The 16,992-nt window shown below is 72.0% G+C and carries 13 protein-coding genes and 1 tRNA gene; 5 read left to right on the plus strand and 9 right to left on the minus strand.

The genetic code is table 11. The features are described from left to right. The first annotated feature begins 4 nt into the window (after positions 1–4). Entirely contained in the window at positions 5–1,027 is a 1,023-nt protein-coding gene (locus ACFO3J_RS34355; RefSeq protein WP_386438414.1) for a LacI family DNA-binding transcriptional regulator, read from the plus strand. 57 nt (positions 1,028–1,084) lie between these two features. Here the strand turns inward: ACFO3J_RS34355 and ACFO3J_RS34360 are convergent, their stop codons facing one another. Then, the gene (locus tag ACFO3J_RS34360; protein ID WP_386438254.1) at positions 1,085–2,077 is read right to left on the minus strand and encodes an Lrp/AsnC family transcriptional regulator; all 993 of its coding nucleotides are present in this window, start codon (positions 2,075–2,077) and stop codon (positions 1,085–1,087) included. 191 nt (positions 2,078–2,268) lie between these two features. Here ACFO3J_RS34360 and ACFO3J_RS34365 point away from each other — a divergent pair, with 191 nt between their 5' ends. Together ACFO3J_RS34365 and ACFO3J_RS34370 are read left to right on the plus strand one after the other, a co-directional pair. Continuing rightward, positions 2,269–3,072 (plus strand): inositol monophosphatase family protein, encoded by an 804-nt coding sequence (locus ACFO3J_RS34365; protein ID WP_386438257.1) that lies wholly within the window; start codon positions 2,269–2,271, stop codon positions 3,070–3,072. A gap of 261 nt (positions 3,073–3,333) precedes the next feature. Beyond that, positions 3,334–3,783, plus strand: a complete 450-nt coding sequence (locus ACFO3J_RS34370; RefSeq protein ID WP_386438417.1) for a PaaI family thioesterase — start codon at positions 3,334–3,336, stop codon at positions 3,781–3,783. A gap of 206 nt (positions 3,784–3,989) precedes the next feature. Here the strand turns inward: ACFO3J_RS34370 and ACFO3J_RS34375 are convergent, their stop codons facing one another. The 4 genes from ACFO3J_RS34375 to ACFO3J_RS34390 form a co-directional block, all read right to left on the minus strand. Then, positions 3,990–5,801, minus strand: coding sequence for a discoidin domain-containing protein (locus ACFO3J_RS34375; protein WP_386438260.1), 1,812 nt, complete (start codon positions 5,799–5,801; stop codon positions 3,990–3,992). A 1,089-nt stretch (positions 5,802–6,890) separates the two neighbouring features. Next, positions 6,891–6,963: transfer RNA gene (locus ACFO3J_RS34380), tRNA-His, on the minus strand. 243 nt (positions 6,964–7,206) lie between these two features. Further along, entirely contained in the window at positions 7,207–7,893 is a 687-nt protein-coding gene (gene orn / locus ACFO3J_RS34385) for an oligoribonuclease (RefSeq protein ID WP_386438262.1), read from the minus strand. A gap of 5 nt (positions 7,894–7,898) precedes the next feature. Continuing rightward, on the minus strand, positions 7,899–9,191 hold the full coding sequence (locus tag ACFO3J_RS34390) for a GlxA family transcriptional regulator (RefSeq protein WP_386438265.1): 1,293 nt from the start codon (positions 9,189–9,191) through the stop codon (positions 7,899–7,901). A 712-nt stretch (positions 9,192–9,903) separates the two neighbouring features. Between ACFO3J_RS34390 and ACFO3J_RS34395 the strand changes: the two genes are divergently transcribed. After that, entirely contained in the window at positions 9,904–10,425 is a 522-nt protein-coding gene (locus tag ACFO3J_RS34395) for a universal stress protein (protein WP_386438268.1), read from the plus strand. A gap of 73 nt (positions 10,426–10,498) precedes the next feature. On the opposite strand, the gene glmS is transcribed toward ACFO3J_RS34395, so the two are convergent. Continuing rightward, on the minus strand, positions 10,499–12,313 hold the full coding sequence (gene glmS, locus ACFO3J_RS34400) for a glutamine--fructose-6-phosphate transaminase (isomerizing) (protein WP_386438271.1): 1,815 nt from the start codon (positions 12,311–12,313) through the stop codon (positions 10,499–10,501). Between the two features lie 245 nt (positions 12,314–12,558). Further along, entirely contained in the window at positions 12,559–12,834 is a 276-nt protein-coding gene (locus tag ACFO3J_RS34405) for a hypothetical protein (RefSeq protein WP_386438273.1), read from the minus strand. 236 nt (positions 12,835–13,070) lie between these two features. Here ACFO3J_RS34405 and ACFO3J_RS34410 point away from each other — a divergent pair, with 236 nt between their 5' ends. After that, positions 13,071–14,702 carry a beta-N-acetylhexosaminidase gene (locus tag ACFO3J_RS34410; RefSeq protein ID WP_386438420.1) on the plus strand — a complete coding sequence of 544 codons (1,632 nt, stop codon included), beginning with the start codon at positions 13,071–13,073 and terminating at the stop codon, positions 14,700–14,702. Positions 14,703–14,708: 6 nt separating this feature from the next. Here ACFO3J_RS34410 and ACFO3J_RS34415 read toward each other — a convergent pair whose 3' ends face one another. Both ACFO3J_RS34415 and ACFO3J_RS34420 read right to left on the minus strand, forming a co-directional pair. After that, positions 14,709–15,875, minus strand: coding sequence for an acyl-CoA dehydrogenase family protein (locus ACFO3J_RS34415; RefSeq protein ID WP_386438276.1), 1,167 nt, complete (start codon positions 15,873–15,875; stop codon positions 14,709–14,711). 2 nt (positions 15,876–15,877) lie between these two features. Next, on the minus strand, positions 15,878–16,906 hold the full coding sequence (locus tag ACFO3J_RS34420) for a hydroxymethylglutaryl-CoA lyase (RefSeq protein ID WP_386438423.1): 1,029 nt from the start codon (positions 16,904–16,906) through the stop codon (positions 15,878–15,880). Between the last annotated feature and the right edge of the window lie 86 nt (positions 16,907–16,992).

The following is a 16,992-nucleotide window of genomic DNA, read 5'->3' on the forward strand; positions in this document are numbered from 1 at the left end:
GGCCATGAACGGGCGGCACAGCGGACGGCCCACCCTGGAAGAGGTGGCCGTGCGCGCCGGGGTGGGACGCGGCACGGTCTCGCGCGTGATCAACGGCTCACCGCGCGTCAGCGACCGCGCCAAGGCCGCCGTCGAGGCCGCCATCGCGGAGCTGGGCTACGTACCGAACCGGGCGGCCCGCGCGCTGGCCGGCAACCGCACCGACGCGATCGCCCTGGTCATCCCGGAGCCGGAGACCCGGCTGTTCGCCGAGCCGTACTTCTCCGACATCATCCGCGGCATCGGGGCCGAACTGGCCGACACCGACATGCAGTTGCTGCTCACCTTGATCCGTACACCCAAGGAGCGCTCCCGCTTCGGCCAGTATCTCGCCGCCCACCGGGTGGACGGCGTGCTGCTGGTCTCCGTGCACGAGGACGATCCGCTGCCGGACCTGCTGGAGCAGCTGGAGATGCCCGCCGTGCTCAACGGCCGCCGCAGCGACCTCGAATCGGTCTCCTACGTCGACGCCGACAACGTCGGCGGCGCCCGGGCCGCCGTCGCCCACCTGATCGGCCGGGGCCGCCGCCATGTCGCCACCATCACCGGCCCGCTGGACATGTACGTCGCCCGCTGCCGGCTCGACGGCTACCACCAGGCGGTGGAGCGGGCGGGCGCGGCGCCCTCCGAATCCCTCGTCGCGGGCGGCGACTTCACCGAGGAGGGCGGCCGGCGGGCCATGCGGGAGCTGCTGTCGAGGCGCCCGGACATCGACGGCGTGTTCGCCGCCTCCGACGTGATGGCGGCCGGCGCGCGGGCGGTCCTGCGGGAGATGGGCCGGCGCGTCCCGGACGACGTGGCCCTGGTCGGCTTCGAGGACTCCGCCATCGCCCGCCACATGGACCCCGCGCTGACCTCGGTGCGGCAGCCCACCGAGGAGATGGGCCGCACGATGGCCCGGGTCCTGCTGGAGGAGATCGGCGAACGGTCCTCGGCACGCAGGCATGTCGTGCTGGCGACGGAACTGGTGCAGCGGGACTCGGTCTAGGCCCTTTCGTTGAGGGCGCCGGGGGAATCCCCGGACGCCCGCGCCGTGTCCCGCCCGCTACCTCAGCGGGGCGCCGCCCGAGCCGGACCGGCCGCCCGGGCGTTTGACCGCGCGGCTGACGATGGCCGTCTCCACATGGGTGACGCCGAGGCCGGTCAGATCCTCGGCGAGGAAGGCATAGAGCGCGGCGAGGTCGCGCAGCCAGACGGCGGCGTGCAGATTCGACGGCCCCGAGGTGGCGAACGCGCCGTGCACGGCGGAATGTTCGGCCAGGGCCCGGCCGGCCGCGGTGAGGAAGTCGGGCGGCACGCGCAGCAGCACATTGGCGTCGACGGTCAGCCCGAGCCGCCGCGGATCGACGACGACCTGCGTGGCCAGCCGGCCCTCGGCGGTGAGCGAGGCCAGGCGGCGCCGGACGGTGGACTGCGGACAGCCGGTCCGGCTCGACACGGCGGCGGCCGGCAGACGCGCGTCGTCCGCCAGCGCGGCCAGGATCGCCCGGTCCGTGGCGTCGAGTTCGCCTCGCGCCGGACTCGACGGTGGGGTGACGGCGCCGCGTTCGGCCACCGTCAGCACATCGTGCCGCCACTGCGAGGCCAGCCGGAACACATGCAGCACGGTCGCCGCGTCCACCGAGGTCACCGCCTGGGTCGACGGCAACTGCCGGAAGACCAGCGGGTCCGGCGCCCCGGGCCGCGTCCACGCCACCGCCAGGATCTCGTCCCCCGAGGTCGTCACGTCGATGAACGGGATGTCGTCGCGCGCGGCGAGCGCGGCGGTGATCGTGTCGAGTTTGCCGCGCAGGACCCGGATGCGGAGGAACTGCGCCCCGAGGGCGGGCGCGGCCGAGGGATCAGGGGCGACGGGCAGCACGACCCGCACGGTGCCGTCGCCCAGCAGCGCCTTCCACCGCCGCAGCACCCTGCGCGGGCTGATGCCCAGCGCCTCGCCGGCCGCCTCGGCGGTGAGCCGGCCGTCGTATTGCAGCGCGGCCACCAGCCGCTGGTCCTCCGGGGTGAGGACGGGGTCCGTGGCGTCGCGCGAGGGCATGGGAGTCATTCTGGCGCACGAGGGCAGGGGGCGCTTTCGCTCATCCGACGGTGTCGAATCGGTGGAACCAGCAGCTGCACAGCTACCGATCGGCGATTTCACCCATGCCGACCGTCGAAACCGGCTGTGGTCGCCGGACCCCGCCGAGGATGGAGGAGCCGCCTTTCCCGACGAACCCGGAGGCCGAAACCATGACCGCTCCCACGCGTCCGCGCACCCCCGACGAAGCCCTGCTGCCCGCGATGGCCGCCGCCGCCGAGGAAGCGGGCCGGGCGCTGCTCCTGGCGCCCCGCCCGGCCCCTTTCCTGACCTTCCCGGAGTTCGCCGCGGCCTACCGCGAAGTGGAGGCACCCGTGGCCGCCGTACTCCGCGAGCACCTGGACGCCTTGCGCCCCGGCGTCGCCTGGACCGAGGAAATCGGCAGCGGGCCGGCCGCGCGGGGCGAGGCGTGGGTGGTGGACCCGATCGACGGCGCCGTCCAGTTCCTCCAGGACCTGCCGTACTTCTGCGTCAGCCTCGCCCTGATCCGGGACGGCGAGCCCGTCGCCGCCGTCCTGCACGCACCGCTGCGCGGCGAGACCTACCGCGCCGCCGCCGGAGCCGGCGCCACCCTGGACGGCGCCCCGGTGACCCCCGCCGCCAAAGCCGACCTCCGTATCGCCCTGCTGGCCAACAGCGCCCCGCCGGACATCGCGGCACAGCCCGCCGCCGCCGACCTCACCGGCCGCTCCCAGACCGCGCTGCTCACCCGGGCCGGCGCGATCCGCAACCTCGGCCCCACCTCCTGGCAGATCGCCGACGTCGCCGCCGGCCGCCTCGACGCCTTCTGGCAGTACGGCCGCGACGCCACCAATCTGCTGCCCGGCGCCCTGATCGCCCGTGAGGCGGGCGCGGTCGTGACGGACACCTCCGGCGCGCCCTGGACCGTCGCCTCCCCGTCCTTCCTGGCCGCCGCCCCGGGCATGCACGCGGCCCTGGTCCCGCTGCTCCCGTAGCCCCGGGCCGGCCGGCCGATCACGCCGAGGGGCAGCGTGCGGGCCCCGGCCCGCGAAGGCCGCCGATCCCGCCGCGACACCCCTGGCCGACCGCTCACCACCACCCGCCGGGCGATCGACGGCGGCACCGGCACACCGCCGGCGCCCGGCCCGCCCTATGAAAGGCTCAGCCCGAGAGCAGCGGGGCGCACCTACGGAAAGGCGGGCGGCGTGGCGGACGAGGAGACCCAGCGGCGGCGGGTGGTGGAGTGGGAGGACCCCATGGTCACCGCGGCCGGCGCGGCGGGACGCAGCGGGCTGGAGTTCATGCGGGCGATGGCCGGCGGTGAGATACCCCCGCCCCCGATCCTGCACACCCTCGGCATGCGGCTCGAATCGGTCGCCGAGGGCGAGGCCGTCTTCAGCCTGGAGCCCGCCGAGTTCCACTACAACCCGATCGGTTCGGTGCACGGCGGCGTCTACGCCACCCTGCTGGACTCCGCGGCGGGCTGCGCCGTCCAGACCCGGCTGCCGGCCGGCACCGGCTACACCAGCCTCGACCTCGGCGTGAAGTTCCTCGGCGCGATCCGGGTGGGCTCCGGCACCCTGCGCTGCACCGGCCGTGTCGTCCACCTCGGCCGCCGCACCGCCCTGGCCGAAGCGCGGATCGAATCCGCCGACGGCCGCCTGCTGGCCACCGCCACCAGCAGCTGCCTGCTGCTCACCGCGTAGCGGCACCCGCCGGCACCCTCCGCCGTACGGGGCACGTGCCACGGCAGGCCGTCGGGGACACAGCACGCCGCCGGGGGCGGGACACCGACACATGGTGTGTGTCCGCGTCCCGCCCCCGGCGGTTTCTTGTGGGGGGATCGGAAGGATGGTTCAGAGGGTGACGGGATCATCCCGGGCGGGACGATCCCGTCGAAGCGGGACCGGCGTCACCAGCCGACGGCGATCTCCATCCACTGCGGGTTCTGCTGCGAGGCGTACGCGGCCTGGCCGGCCACATCGTCGTACGGGAAGCCGTAGGCCAGGTGGTTGATCGCGTGGTCGTGCCAGAACTTGGCGTACCAGTTCGCCGGGTCGGCCGTGTAGAAGTTGGCCGGCACCTGCTGCTGGGCCGCCGGGAGGGTGGCGGTGTGGCGGTTCAGCGCCGCGCACATCGAGGGGTTGCCCGCCAGCGAGCCGGCGCAGCCGAAGATGTTCGAGGTGGGCTCGTTGACCCCGACCGAGTTGGCGTACGCCGTGAAGTAGTTGGCGTTGACGCCGCCGGTCCGGAAGCTCGGGTCGCTGCCCGGCGCGATGATCCGGTACGGGGCCTGGGTCTGCGCGAGCACCTTGAACTGCTGCGGCACGGCGGCCTGGAACTGCGCGAAGGTGGCGTCCCGGCTCTGGTTGAACAGGTCCTGGCTGTCACCGAGCTGGATTTCCGAACCGTCGTGCGAGTGCAGGCGCATCGCCAGCGGCAGACCCCAGGCGTCCACCCGGGTGGTGTTGCCGTTGAAGACGGTGGCACCGATGGTGAACTCGATGAAGTCGTAGTACTGGCTGTTCGGCGACCCGAGGTAGAAGTACATCCGGCCCGAGGAGTTCGCCGGCATGTCGAAGTACGGCTGGTCGGCGATCGAGTGCACCTGACCGTTGAAGCTCCAGTACACCTGGCTGTCCGGGTACTGGCCGTTGGTCCGGTTGAGGATCTTCAGTTCCATCACGTTGTGCGCGGCCGGGATGTCACTGGTGGTGCCCCAGAAGTCATCGCTCGGCGGGCTGGTCGGGGTGGTGGGCGGCGGGGTGCCGGTGCCGCTCAGCAGGTGGACCTGGAACTCCCACAGCGAGTAGCCGTACGCCGTCGCGCGCGTCGTGCCGTAGACCCGGATGTAACGGCCGGTGCCCGTCACCGCCAGGTTCTGCACGCCGCCGGTGCCGGTCGTGGTGGAGTAGACATCGGTCCAGTTGGTGCCGTCCGTGGAGGTCTGGATCTTGAAGGCGGAGGCGTACGCCGCCTCCCAGTTCAGACCGACGCCGCAGAACTGCTGCGTCGCGCCGAAGTCGACCTGGAGCCACTGCGGGTCGCTGAACGCGCTGGACCAGCGGGTGCCCGTGTTGCCGTCCACCGCGGCGGACGCGGCCGTGGCGGCGTTCTCGGCGGAGGAGGCGGTGGCGGTGCGGCCGATCGCCGCGTTGTCGGTGCTGCACGCGGCCGGCGAGGTGGTCCCGCCGCCGGGGCCGTACACCTGGAACTCCCACAGGGAGTAGCCGTACTGCGTGGCGCGGGTCGTGCCGTAGACCCGGACGTAGCGGCCGGAACCGTTTACGGCCAGGTTCTGCACGCCGCCGGTGCCGGTCGTGGTGGAGTAGACGTCCGTCCAGGTGGTGCCGTTGGCGGAGGTCTGGATCTTGAAGGCGGTGGCGTACGCCGTCTCCCAGTTCAGGGTCACCTGCGAGATCGTCTGGGACGAGCCGAGGTCGACCTGGAGCCACTGGGGATCGGCCGCCGCGCTGGACCAGCGGGTGCCGGTGTTGCCGTCCACGGCCGCCGACGCGGGCGTGCCCGCGTTCTCGGTGGAGGACGCGGTGGCCGGCTTGCCCTGGGACAGCAGTGCGCCGGCCGCACGGGCCGGGGACTGCGCGGTGACGACGAGCGCGACACCGGCCACGAGGGCGATCAGCAGGGCAAGGACCAGATACGGCCGGGATCTGTCGTGCCGCCCTGGCCGCCGGCGCACCAATGTGGCTGTGCTGCCTGACATGTGTTCTCCTCAACCGGGTGGGGGTCCGTGATGGAGGCCGGAACGCCACTGAGAGCGCTCTCTAGCGAGGTGATGTTTACAAGGCGCGTACACCCCCGTCAATAAGTTGTTCAATACTGGTGCGTTGGCACCCCGCCGATTTCGAGTCTCGAACGGACAAGTGCCTGTTCAGCGCCGGTTGCCCGATTCGGGGCCGGAAAAAGCCGGTGCGAGCGCGCGGTGCGGTGGCGCCGCGGCGGCCGGGGGACAGGCGGACGGGGAGCCGGGCGTCCGCGAGGTGCGGCGAGGGGTGCCGGGCGGGGCGCGGGTTCGCGCCGGACCGGCGCCGGGGTCGCGCCGGTGGTCGTCCGGGGTCATCGGTCGTCCGGGGGATGTCCGGGGGGTCGTCCGGGGTCATCGGTCGTCCAGGGGACGTCCGGGGTCATCGGTCGTCCGGGGTCGTCCCGGGGTCATCTCCGCGGAGGCCGGCGGTGGTTCGGCCGGAACTGGAGCTGGTGGTCGCCGCAACAGGACCTTGAAGCACGGGGATCGGCCTCGCGGCGGTGCGGGCTCGGCGCCGCCCGATCCCTGCCGGGCGGGGTCGCGACGGTTTTCCGCCGAGTCGGGCCCGGGTGGTGCCCCTCGGCGTGAAGGTGGCCGGATTCGTGCCGCGTCCCGAGCGGTCGGCAGGGCCTCCGGCACGACCGCCCGGGGTCCGGGGGCCGCCTCGTGCCCCCGAGGTCGGCGTGACGTCGTCGGAGGAATCGGCACAGTGATCGGTCGCCGTCGCGCAAGAGGTTCGCTGTCAAATCGCCCGACCGGAACAAGACAATCACCCCCCTCGGCGATGTCACCACCAGTGCCGAATGCAATTACAGGTGAGCCCTGGCCGCTTCGGCCGTTTTCATGGTGGATGCGATGGTTTGTGGTGGCGCCCACCGGCCGCCGGCCGCACCGGGTCCGCGCGGGCCGGTCCCGCTCAGCGGGCATCCTCCCGAGTCCCGCCGAAGCCCCTCCCCGCGAGCCGCCATCGCGGGCGGACCGGCCGCTTCCGGACACGCGAGAGGCCGCCGACCCGCTTTCGCAGGTCAGGCGGCCTCTTCTTACGAGGGTGAGTGACGGGACTCGAACCCGCGGCATCCTGGACCACAACCAGGTGCTCTACCAGCTGAGCTACACCCACCATGAGCGGCGCTTTTCCTACTGGGGCGGCGCCGCGTGAAAAAGTGTACAGGCTCGGGAGGGGTGATCGCGCCAGGCTTTTCGGGCGGCGGCCGGACGGGCTCCCGCGGCACCGGACAGGGCCGGCGAACTCCCAGGCAGGACGCGCCCGGACCGGGCCGGGACCGGATGCGGGGGGTCGCCCGGAGCCGGGCCCGGGGCCCGAGTGGCCCCCGGGGGACCCCGGCGGCCGGAACCCGGAGGGTCAGTGGGCGGGCTTGCCCGCCGCCTTGCCCGCCGAGCTGCTCGCCGCCTTCTCGTCGTGCTTGCCGGCCTGCTTGCCGTCGTGCTTCTCCGCCGGCAGTACGTACTTCGCCGCGATCGCCCGCGCCGTGTCCGTGTCCGGTCCGGGGGCCGGGACGAAGACCGCCTCGCGGTAATAGCGCAGCTCCGCGATGGACTCGCGGATGTCCGCCAGCGCCCGGTGGTTGCCGTTCTTCTCCGGGCTGTTGAAGTAGGCCCGGGGATACCAGCGGCGGGACAGCTCCTTGATCGAGGAGACGTCCACGATCCGGTAGTGGAGGTGCTGCTCCAACGTGGGCATGTCACGCGCCAGGAAACCCCGGTCGGTGGAGACCGAGTTCCCGCACAGCGGCGCCTTCCGCGGCTCCTTCACATGCTTGCGCACATAGGCCATGACCAGCTTCTCCGCCTCGGCGAGCGTCACACCGCCGTCCAGCTCGTCGAGCAGTCCGGAGGAGGTGTGCATCTGGCGGACGATGTCGGGCATCGACTCCAGCGACTCGGCGGGAGGGCGGATCACGATGTCCACCCCCTCGCCGAGCACGTTCAGCTCCGAGTCGGTGACCAGTGCCGCCACCTCGACCAGCGCGTCATGCGCCAGTGACAGCCCGGTCATCTCACAGTCGATCCACACCATCCGGTCGTTCATGCGCCTCACCCTACGGGGCGGTCACGCGGTCCCGGCAGTGCGGCTCCCAGCCCGCGTCCGGTGCGCAGCCGGTTGCGTCCCGGGCCGTCCGCGACCTCGGGCCGGCCCGGCTGCTCGGGGATGCGGGCGGTATACGTTTCCGGGTCGGCCTTGGCGGGCGCCGCCAGGATCTGTGAGACCGGTCCCCGGCGCAGCGCCGGCAGCTCCTGGGGCTGGATCGGCCGGTCCGGCTCGTCCTGCGGCCGGCGGGCCCGGTAGGCCGACCGGTAGGAAGCGGGGGAGGAGCCGAGCTGCCGCCGGAAGTGGCCGCGCAGCGCCACCGGCGACCGGAAGCCGCAGCGGCCCGCCACCTCGTCCACCGAGTAGTCGGAGGTCTCCAGCAGCCGCTGCGCCTGGAGCACCCGCTGGGTGATCAGCCACTGCAGCGGAGCGCTGCCGGTCAGCGACCTGAACCGCCGGTCGAAGGTCCGCCGGCTCATATAGGCACGTGCGGCCAGCGCCTCCACGTCGAACTGCTCGTGCAGGTGCTCCAGCGCCCAGGCGACGACCTCGGCCAGCGGGTCGGCGCCGATCTCCTCGGGTAAAGACCGGTCCAGGTGCCGCTGCCCGGTCTGCCAGTCCGACCGCCGGGGCGGTACGACCAGCCGGCGGGCCAGCGCCGCCGCCGCCTCGGCGCCGTGATCGGTACGGACCACGTGCAGGCACAGATCGATACCGGCTGCCGTACCCGCCGAGGTCAGCACATCCCCGTCGTCCACGAACAGTTCGCGCGGGTCCACATGCACCGACGGATAGCGCTTCGCGAGCGTGGGCGCGTACATCCAGTGCGTGGTGGCCGGCCGGCCGTCCAGCAGGCCGGCCGCCGCCAGGACGAAGGCGCCGGTGCACAGCCCGATGATCCGGGCGCCCTCCTCATGGGCGCGGCGGATCGCGTCCAGTGCCTCGGGAGGCGGCGCCTGGGATATCGAGCGCCAGGTCGGCACCACCACCGTGCCGGCCCTGGACAGCGCCTCCAGCCCGTAGGGCGCGGTCAGTTCAAGGCCGCCGGTGGTGCGCAGCGGGCCTTCCTCGCCGGCACACACCAGCAGCCGGTAGCGCGGCACGCCCGCGTCCTGGCGGTCGATGCCGAACACCGAGAGCGGTATGGAGCTCTCGAAGATCGGCCCGCCGCTGAAGAGCAGCACCGCGACGACTTCCGGTCGGCGTCGCGCGGAGAGTTTGCGAATGGCGCGAGGCGATGCCGATGGTGCTTGCGACGGACTGTCCGTCGCCGTGCCGGAACCGGACTCCTGGCTCATGGAGCTCAAGCCCCCCTCGAATCGACGCGTCGTCCCCTCGGTCCTGCATGTTCTCCCCCGCGAGGCCACCCAAGATCAAATCTACTGTGTCAGATGGGGCGTTAGTGACAAGTTCACCATCTGACGCTTAGTCGACAAGATAACGTGGCGTAAAGCGTTCGATCACGAAGCGTTTCACTCCGAGCGCCCGCTGGGAAGTACGCCTCTCGTCACACAGGCCCCGGAAGTAACCTTCCGAGCCATGGCGCATCGTAGAACCGCAGGTGGCAGAGGTGTTAGCCGGAAGAAAGTCCAACGCCCGCGCCTGTCAGCGAAGTTGGCCGAAAATCGTCCTTCAACGGGCCGGCCTGCTTGCCATGCCCGGCGCGGCGGGCCGGCCACCTGGCCAACCACGGTCTGACCTAGGCCGGACGGGTGAAATGTGGTGCGCCCCCGGGGTGCGCCCCATGCGCCGAATCGTGCTGCGCGTTGGCGGGATGGCGTTGCGCTCGCGGCCTGGCTCCGGCATCCTCCTGGAAACTCCGGGTACGGGTGACCCTGTGAGGACACCGCCAAGTCTGTGCAGGCGGACTTCGCGGCCGTACGCTGGAGAGAGTGGGACGGGAAGTGGCGAACTGGCCTAAACCGGCCGCTGCGGCGGCCCGCCCCGCTCGAACCGTCCTGTCCGCTGCTCGGCGCGTCAGCGCCGCCCTCGCCGACGAGAATCCGCATCATGGCCGGTCATGAGTTTCCCGAACCCGCCGACAGCAGGCCGCTCGCCGATGCCACGGCACCGACCGAACCGGTCCCGGCGGCACGGCACGCCTGCGATCCGGCGTTCCGGCACGGCGTCGTGGTGGGCTTCGACGGCTCCATGTCCAGCGAGCGTGCCCTTTCCTATGCGATCGGCATGGCCCGCAGGATCCGTTCCGCGCTGATCATCGTGCATGTCGCCAACCGGTTGCCGGCCACCGTGTGGGCGGGCTGCGAGCCACCGGTCTTCGTGGACGTCCCCGACCACCGTACGGAACTGCTCGGACTGGAGCTGGCCTGCTCCGACCACCTCGCCGAGATCTCCTGGGTGCTGGTGGAGCGCGGCGGCGACATCTGCCACGAACTGGAGGAAGTCGGCCGGGAGTACGAGGCGGACGCGATCGTGGTGGGCGGTACGCAGGGCCTGGTCGGCCGGATCTTCGGCTCGGTGGCCGGGCGGCTGGCCCGGCGGGCACAGCGGCCGGTGGTGGTGATTCCGTAAGGGCCCCGCCTGATGGGCGGGGCCCTGTCCACTGCCGGTACGCCCGGCTCTCGTACGGTTGTATGCCTGGCGACTACTCCACAGTGACGGACTTCGCCAGGTTGCGCGGCTTGTCGATGTCCCGGCCCAGGGCCAGCGCCGTGTGGTAGGCGAAGAGCTGCAGCGGGATGCCCATCAGGATCGGGTCCAGCTCGTCCTCGTTCTTCGGTACGACGATCGTGTGATCGGCCTTCTCCTGCTTCTGGTGGGCGACCGCGAGGATCCGGCCGCTGCGGGCCTTGATCTCCTCCATCGCCGCCCGGTTCTTCTCCAGCAGATCGTCGTCCGGCACGATCGCCACCGTCGGCATGCCCGGGTCGATCAGGGCCAGCGGGCCGTGCTTCAACTCCGAGGCCGGGTACGCCTCGGCGTGGATGTAACTGACCTCTTTGAGCTTGAGCGACGCCTCCCGGGCCACCGGGTAGCCGCGCACCCGCCCGATGAAGAGCATCGACTTGGCGTCGGCGTACTCCTGGGCCAGCAGTTGGATCTCCGGCTCGGTCTTCAGGATCTCGTCGATCTGGCTCGGCAGCCGGCGCAGACCGGCGATGATCCGCTTGCCGTCGGCCACCGACAGGTCCCTGATCCGGCCCAGGTGCAGCGCCAGCAGCGCGAAGGCCACCACCGTGTTGGTGAAGCACTTGGTGGACACCACGCACACCTCGGGCCCGGCGTGCACATACGTACCGCCGTCCGCCTCGCGGGCGATCGCCGACCCCACCACATTCACGACGCCCAGCACCCGCGCGCCCTTGCGCTTGAGCTCCTGCACGGCGGCCAGCACGTCGTAGGTCTCACCGGACTGCGACACCGCGACATACAGCGTGTCGGGGTCCACCACCGGATTGCGGTAGCGGAACTCGGACGCGGGCTCGGCGTCGGCCGGGATACGCGCCAGCTCCTCGATCAGCTGGGCGCCGATCTGACCGGCGTGGTAACTGGTGCCACAGCCGAGGATCTTGATCCGGCGCACCCGCCGCGCCTCACCGGGCTCCAGATTCAGCCCGCCCAGGTGCACGGTGGCGAACCGGTCGTCGATCCGGCCGCGCAGCACCCGGTCCACCGCCTCGGCCTGCTCGGCGATCTCCTTGTGCATGTACGTGTCGTGGCCGCCCATGTCGTACGACTCGGCCTCCCACTCCACGGTGGTCGGCGTGGCGGTGGTCCGGGACCCCTCGGTGGTGTACGTGCGGAAGTCGTCGGCCTTGAGGGTGGCCATCTCGCCGTCCCCGAGGGTGACCACCTGCCGGGTGTGCGTCACCAGCGCGGCGACGTCCGAGGCGACGAACATCTCCTTCTCGCCGATGCCCAGCACCACCGGGGAGCCGTTGCGGGCCACCACGATCCGGTCCGGGAAGTCCTTGTGCAGCACCGCGATGCCGTAGGTGCCCTCGATCGCGTGCAACGCCTCGCTGACCTTCTGCTCCAGCGTCTCGGCCGGGGAGCGGGCGATCAGGTGGGCCAGCACCTCGGTGTCGGTCTCGGAGGTGAAGACGGTGCCTTCGAGGGTCAGCCGGGCGCGCAGCTCCGACGCGTTGTCGATGATCCCGTTGTGGACGACGGCGACCTTCTCCTCGCCGTCCAGATGCGGGTGGGCGTTCTCGTCGCTGGGGGCGCCGTGGGTGGCCCAGCGGGTGTGCGCGATCCCGGTGGTGCCGGCGAACCGCTTGGGGATACGGGCTTCCAGGTCGCGGACCCGGCCCTTGGCCTTCACGGTCCGCAGATCGCCGGACTTGCCGGTGATGACGACGCCGGCCGAGTCGTAGCCCCGGTATTCCAGCCGCTGGAGGCCTTCCAGCAGCAGCGGTGCCACGTCACGCCTGCCGATGTAGCCCACGATTCCGCACATGTGTCGTCCCTCTCGGTCGTCCTTCGCCGTACGTCGTCCCCCGCGGCCCGGGGTGGCGGTCCCGGGAGGGGTGCCCCTGGAGGAGGGCGGGGTGCTGTTCCTGCGGTCTGCTCTTTCTGATCGGGTGGGCGGGTCGGATGGGCGGGTCGGGCGGGCCGGTCACATGGGCCGGTGCGGCCGGTGCGGCCGGTGCGGCCGGTGCGGCCGGTGCGGCCGGTGGGTCCCGGTCCGGTCCGCGCGCCGGGTCAGCCGTAGACGATCCGGCGGAGCTGGCGTTGGGAGAGCGCCACCGGGGCCACCGCCCGGTGCGGCAGCTCCTCGCCGATCCGCTCGAAGATCTCCGCGTTCACCAGGCCCTTCGCCTGGAGTTCGCGGTGCCTGCGGCGGACGAACTCCTCGGTCGTCTCGTCGAAGTACGCCAGTACGTCCAGCACCACCCGGACGGCTTCGCCGCGGTGCAGCGGCGTGGTCCGCACCAGGTGGTCGATCAGGTCCTCGTGGGACGTCCGGCGTTCGAGCACTCGTTGATACTGGTGTGATCATCTGGGCTTTGCAAGAATCCTGCCCGATATCGGGCACCCATGCGTCCTTAGCGCAGCCAAACGGGTGATGGGGTGCTGAGAACGGGTGATCCGGGGGTGAGACGCGGGGAGCCGCCTTGACCCGTTGGAAGCTCACGGGTACCCATCGAGGCGTGAACCGACTCGATGGGCGGCCACCGCGCCGCGGGGCGCTGCTGCGTGTGCTGTGTGCGGTCATGCTGGCGGCGGGGGCCTCGGCGGCCGATGCGCGTGCGGCGTCCACGAGGGACCGGGCGGCGGACGGGGCCGATCCGGCGGTCGCGGCGGTGACCTCCCGGGTGGTGCCGGTGCCGGCCTCGGTGGGGCCCGGTGACGGCGCTTTCCGGATCGAATCCGGTACCGCCGTCGAGCTGGACGCCGACTCCCCGGCCGGCGCCCGCGATGTGGCGGACTACGCGGCCGGGCTGCTGCGGCCCGCGACCGGATATGTGCTGCCGGTCGTCACCGTGCCCGCGCCCCGGGGCCTGGCCGGGCGCGGCGGCACCGACCGCCTCGCACCTGCGGCCGACGCCCCGGCGGGCATCGTGCTGGCCCTCGGGGACCCGGACGCCGGCCTCGGCGACGAGGGCTACCAACTGCGGACCAGCGCGACCTCCGTGCTGATCAGCGCCCGGACGCCGGCCGGACTCTTCCACGGCGTCCAGACGCTGCGGCAGCTGCTGCCGGCCGAGGTCGAGAGCCGGTCGGCGGTGGCCGGCACCGCCTGGACGGTGCCCAGCACCACCATCCGGGACGTGCCCCGCTACGCCTACCGGGGCGCGATGCTGGACGTGGCCCGGCACTTCTTCACCGTGGCGCAGGTGGAGCGGTTCATCGACGAGCTGGCCCTCTACAAGATCAACACGCTGCATCTGCATCTCACCGACGACCAGGGCTGGCGGATCGCGGTCGACTCCTGGCCGCGGCTGGCCGCTTACGGCGGCAGCACCCAGGTCGGCGGCGGCCCGGGCGGCTACTACACCCAGGACGACTACCGGGAGATCGTCCGCTACGCCGCCGCCCACTTCCTCGACGTCGTGCCGGAGATCGACGGCCCCGGCCACACCAACGCCGCGCTGGCCTCCTACCCCGCACTGACCTGCGACGGCGCCGCCCCGCCGCTCTACACCGGTACCGCCGTCGGCTTCAGCTCGCTGTGCGTGGCCGGGCAGAGCACCTATGGCTTCCTGGACGACGTGATCCGCGAGGTCGCCGCCCTGAGCCCCGGCCCGTATCTGCACATCGGCGGCGACGAGGCGCAGTCCACCAGCGCCTCCGACTACGTCTCCTATGTGGACCGGGCCCAGCAGATCGTCGCCGCCCACGGCAAGACGGTGATCGGCTGGCACCAGATCGTCGGCGCGCATCCCGCCCCGGGCACGATCGTCCAGTACTGGGGCACCGCCGGCGACGAGCAGGATGTCGCGACGGCGGCCCAGAACGGCACCCGAGTGATCATGTCCCCGGCCAACCGGGCCTACCTCGACATGAAGTACACCGCGTCCACCACCCTGGGCAAGGCATGGGCCGGCTATGTCGAGGTGAAGCCCTCCTACGACTGGGACCCGGCGACCTTCGTCTCCGGCGTCCCGGCCGCGGCGGTGTACGGGGTCGAGGCGCCGCTGTGGACGGAGACGCTGTCGACGAGCGCCGATCTGGACTACATGGCCTTCCCCCGGCTGCCGGGGATCGCCGAGCTCGGCTGGTCCCCCGCGGACACCCACGACTGGGACGCCTACCGGGTCCGGCTGGCCGCCCAGGCGCCGCGCTGGGCGGCGCTGGGGATCGGCTACTACCGCTCGCCGCAGGTGGACTGGCCGGCGGGGTGACCGGGGTCAGTCCATCAGCCCCAACTCCCGCGCGATCAGCATCCGCTGGACCTCGCTGGTGCCCTCGCCGATCTCCAGGATCTTGGAGTCCCGCCACATCCGGGCCACCGGATACTCGTTCATGAACCCGTAGCCGCCGTGGATCTGGGTGGCCTCCCGGGCATTGGTCACCGCGATCTCCGACGAGTACAGCTTGGCCAGCGCCGCCTCCTTCTTGAACGGCTCTCCGTGCACCAGCCGCGCGGCCGCGTCCCGCCAGGACAGCCGGGCGGTGTGGGCCCGCATCTCCATGTCGGCGATCTTGAACTGGATCGCCTGATTGGCCCCGATCGGCCGCCCGAACGCCTCCCGGCTGCGCGCGTAGGTCAGCGACTCGTCCACACATCCCTGGGCGAGACCGGTCGCCAGCGCCGAGATGGCGATCCGGCCCTCGTCAAGGATCCGCAGGAACTGCGCGTACCCCCGGCCCTCCTCGCCCAGCAGATTCGCGGCCGGGACCCGGCAGTCGGCGAAGGACAGCTCCCGGGTGTCGGAGGCGTTCCACCCGACCTTGCTGTACTTCTTCGACACGGTGAACCCGGGCGTCCCCGACGGCACGATGATGGAAGAGATCCTCGGCCTGCCGTCCTCCTTGCGGCCGGTCACCGCCGTCACGGTGACCAGTCCGGTGATGTCGGTACCGGAGTTGGTGATGAAGCACTTGGTGCCGTTGATCACCCACTCGTCGGTCGCCTCGTCCAGCCGCGCGGTGGTCCGGGTGCCGCCCGCGTCCGAACCGCACTCCGGCTCGGTCAGCCCGAACGCCCCGAGCATCTCGCCCGAGCACAGCTTCGGCAGCCAGGTCCGCTTCTGCTCCTCGGTGCCGAACCGGAACACCGGCATGGCGCCCAGCGACACCCCCGCCTCCAGGGTGATCGCCACCGAGGAGTCCACCCGGGCCAGCTCCTCCAGCGCCAGCCCCAGCGCGAAGTAGTCACCGCCCATCCCGCCGTACTCCTCCGGGAACGGCAGCCCGAACAGGCCCATCCGCCCCATCTCCCGCACGATCTCGTACGGGAACTCCCCCTGCTCGTAGAACTCCCCGATCTTCGGGGCGATCACATCCCGGGCGAACTTCGCGACCGTGGCGCGCAGTTGCTCGTGCTCTTCGGACAGCCGGTGGTCGATCGACATGGTTACTGCTCCTGGTGGGTCAGGGCGCGGACGGTACGGGACGGGCTGGGGCGTCCCAGCTGCTCCGCCATCCAGACGCTTGTGGCGCTGAGGCGGCCGAGATCGACCCCGGTGCGGATGCCGAGCCCGTGCAGCATCCAGACCAGGTCTTCGGTGGCGAGGTTTCCGGTGGCGCTCTTGGCGTACGGGCAGCCGCCGAGGCCGCCGGCCGAGGCGTCCACCACGGTGACGCCGCGCCGGAGCGCGGCCAGCGTGTTGGACAGCGCCTGGCCGTAGGTGTCGTGGAAGTGCACGGCGAGCCGCGCCACGGGGACGCCGCCGCTCGGGGGTGGGGACGTGGTGGCAGTCACGGCGGTGGTGGCGGCGGTGGCGGTGCCCGTCCCGCCGGGGTCCGGTCCGCTGCCCGTCCCGCCGCCGGTCAGTTCGTCCAGCAGCGCGGTGACATGGCCGGGCGTGGCCACTCCGATGGTGTCGCCGAGGCTCAACTCGGTGCAGCCCATCTCGTACAGCCGCCGGGCCACCCCGGCGACCTGGGCGACCGGCACCGGGCCCTCCCAGGGATCGCCGAAGCACATCGACAAGTAGCCGCGCACCCGGGCCCCGGCCGCCCTGGCCCTGGCCACCACCGGCTCGAACATCAGCAGCGACTCGTCGACCGTCCGGTTGAGGTTGGCGCGGGCGAAGCTCTCGGTGGCGCTGCCGAACACGGCGATCTCGCGCACCCCCAGCTCCAGCGCCCGCTCCAGACCGCGCTCGTTGGGCACCAGCACCGGCAGCCGCAGGGCGGGGTCCCGGTCGGTCAGATCGGCCAGCAGCGGCATCAGCTCCCCGGCGTCCGCCAGCTGGGGCACCCACCTGGGGTGGACGAAACTGGTCGCCTCGATCGTGCTCAGCCCCGCCGCGGCCAGCCGGTGGATGAACTCGGCCTTCACACCGGTCGGCACCGTCGCCTTCTCGTTCTGCAGCCCGTCCCGCGCACCCACCTCGTGGATCCGGACCTCGGCGGGCAGTCCGTCCAGCGGCACGGCCATCGGCAGCCCGGCCGGCAGGGCGTCCCCGTCGGCGGCCGGGACTCCGGCCGCTTCAGCCCCGGCGCCGCCGGCGGTCGCGGGGATGC

It is taken from the genome of Streptomyces polygonati (assembly GCF_042650325.1).
In the GTDB taxonomy this organism is placed as follows: Bacteria; Actinomycetota; Actinomycetes; order Streptomycetales; family Streptomycetaceae; genus Actinacidiphila; species Actinacidiphila polygonati.